General features: G+C 31.4%; 3 protein-coding genes. All 3 read right to left on the bottom strand.

The genetic code is table 11. The features are described from left to right. Nucleotides 1-60: 60 nt before the first annotated feature. Nucleotides 61-960, bottom strand: a complete 900-nt coding sequence (locus tag ACHZC3_RS12485) for an ABC transporter ATP-binding protein (protein ID WP_394760204.1) — start codon at nucleotides 958-960, stop codon at nucleotides 61-63. A 72-nt stretch (nucleotides 961-1032) separates the two neighbouring features. Then, entirely contained in the window at nucleotides 1033-1818 is a 786-nt protein-coding gene (locus ACHZC3_RS12480; protein ID WP_394760203.1) for an alpha/beta fold hydrolase, read from the bottom strand. Nucleotides 1819-1846: 28 nt separating this feature from the next. Further along, nucleotides 1847-2573 (bottom strand): ABC transporter substrate-binding protein (locus ACHZC3_RS12475; RefSeq protein ID WP_394760202.1); only part of this gene is annotated, 727 nt, incomplete at its 5' end.

The following is a 2573-nucleotide window of genomic DNA, read 5'->3' as shown; positions in this document are numbered from 1 at the left end:
TTGTCATTGATTTTTGCAATTGTCATTGATTTTTGCAATTGTCATTGATTTTTGCAATTGCTATTGATTAGCTGTCAATTCTAAAAACTGTTCTTCTAAACTGTGTTTGCGTTTTACTAAATGTTCTAAACTGATGTTATTGTCGAATAAATATTGGTTTAAATCTTTTGGTTCTAATGCTTTTTTCAAGTAAACTAGGACTTTTCCATCTTCTTCAGTTACCTTATCAATCGCTTGATGGTTTTTTAGTACAGAAATTAAAGTTTGATGATTGTCCGATTTTAATTCGAAAAAGCCTTCATTACTAGTCATTCCGTCTACAGTTCCAGAATATAACATTTCTCCTTTGCGCAAAACTAAAACATGGGTACATACTTTTTCGACTTCATCAAGTAAATGCGAAGCCAACAAAATAGTGGTTCCTTGTGAAGCTATATGCTTAATAATATCACGAATTTGGTGAATTCCTTGAGGATCTAAACCATTAGTTGGTTCGTCTAGAATTAGAATTTCAGGATCGTTAAGTAGGGCAGAAGCGATAGCCAAACGTTGTTTCATTCCCAATGAAAATGTGCTAAACTTACTGTCCTTTCTTTCCATTAATCCTACTAATTCCAATTTTTCTTGAACTTTTGCATAATTAATACTTTTAATTTTGCATACTAATTCTAGATTTTCTTGAGCTGTCATGTATGGATAAAAGTTAGGTCGCTCAATTATAGCACCTACTTTTTTTAGTGCATCATGTGTTTCCATTGTGCCACCAAACCAACTAAAATGGCCCGAAGTTTTATTTACCACATTTAGAACAATACCTAATGTAGTTGATTTTCCAGATCCGTTTGGACCAAGAATTCCGTAAACATTACCTTTATGAATTTCTAGTGAAAGATTTTTTACGGCATGAACGTATTTGTTGTAAATTTTGTTGAGATTGGTTATCGTAAGTATAGTTTCCAAAACGGTTCGTTTTTTGATTGATACTAGTAAGACGATGAAGTTCGAATTTTGTTACTAAATAACTAAAAGTTGTTATTTAGTCGAATTTATAAAATCAATTACAGCTGTATTAAAAATGACTGGTTGCTCAACGTTTACCACATGTCCGCATTGTTTTACTACAAATAATTTAGAAGATCTGTAATGGTTTTCGACCACTTTTCTAACCGATGGCAAGAACATATAATCTTCTTCTCCCATAACATAAAGCGTAGGAATGTTTACTTCCACTTGGCGAAACCATTTAAGAACTGGATTTATTTCGGCAGTCAATTTAAACCAACGAATAAATTCTTTCTGGTATAATTTTTTTGCTTCATTTATAAATAACAAACGAGATTGTTTGTGGTTTTTGTTTGGCATAATGACAAAAGCAAAAAACTTGTATAAAACCAAATAAGGAAGAACATATTTGAACATATTGCCCAAACGCATCAAAATTTGTGAGCGAAAGTTCATTTTGAGAATTGCGCCACCCAAAATCATACTTTTTATACGTTCAGGATGCATTTCTGCCAACTGTCTAATTACAATTGTTCCTAAAGAAATACCAACAAAATGAGAGGTTTCAATCTTAAGATGGTCTATGACTTCTAGCACATCGTTAGCAATAGATTGGAAAGTGTATTTTTTGTGAAAAGCTTTTTTTATTTGCTCATTCGAGCTTCCGTGACCACGTAAATCAAGCAATAATACGTTATAATACTTCTGAAAATCACGAATTTGTTTAAACCATATAGACGAACTTCCGCCAGCACCGTGCACAAATGTCACCCACTGATTACTGTCTTTATTTTCGTAAATGGAATAATTTATCAAAGTTTTCTTTTTTACAAAAATATGCTTTTTAATTTGAATTTGGGTTATTTAACTTTTCGTGAAGTTTTTTAAAATAATCAAATGCTTTTAGTAACCTGCTTCCGTACCAAGAAAACATTTCGCCATCTACAAAAACGGTTGTGGCATGATGGGTATGTCTTCCTAATTCGAATGCGTGTTCGTCTTTGAAAGGAAAAGGTTCCGAAGACAAAAAAACAATGTCTGGATCACCTTGAATTCTCATTTTTTGAATCACAATTTCAGGATAACGACCTTCGTATTTAGGATTATTATCATAAATGTTTTCAAAGTTATTGAGCTTTAATAATTCATTGATAAAATTATCGCCGCCAGCAACCATATATGGATTTGCCCAAATAAAATAAGCTACTTTTTTACTTGGTTTGTCTTTAATAAAGTTTTTAAAATCTTGATAAGCAAAATTTAACTTGTCATTTATTTTTTGAGATTCGGTACGACAATTAAACAGTTGACCAAAGTCTGAAATCATCTGAAAATTATCTTCAATCGTAATAATATTAGTCACCCAAACGGTACAAATTTTTCGTAATTCTTCAACTATTTCTTTTGTGTTTTCTTCTTTATTGCAAATAATAATGTCAGGATTTAAAGTTCTAATTTTATCATAGTTTACTTTTTTTGTGCCACCTACATTTTTTTTTGTCGATTTTAGATGGTATGGATGGACACAAAATTTTGTGATGCCAACAAGTTTTTCTTCAAGACCTAAATCG

It is taken from the genome of Flavobacterium sp., from assembly GCF_043720215.1.
Taxonomy (GTDB): Bacteria; Bacteroidota; Bacteroidia; order Flavobacteriales; family Flavobacteriaceae; genus Flavobacterium.
The sequence above is the reverse complement of the archived record's forward strand: the minus strand, read 5'-3'. Positions and strand labels throughout refer to the sequence as shown.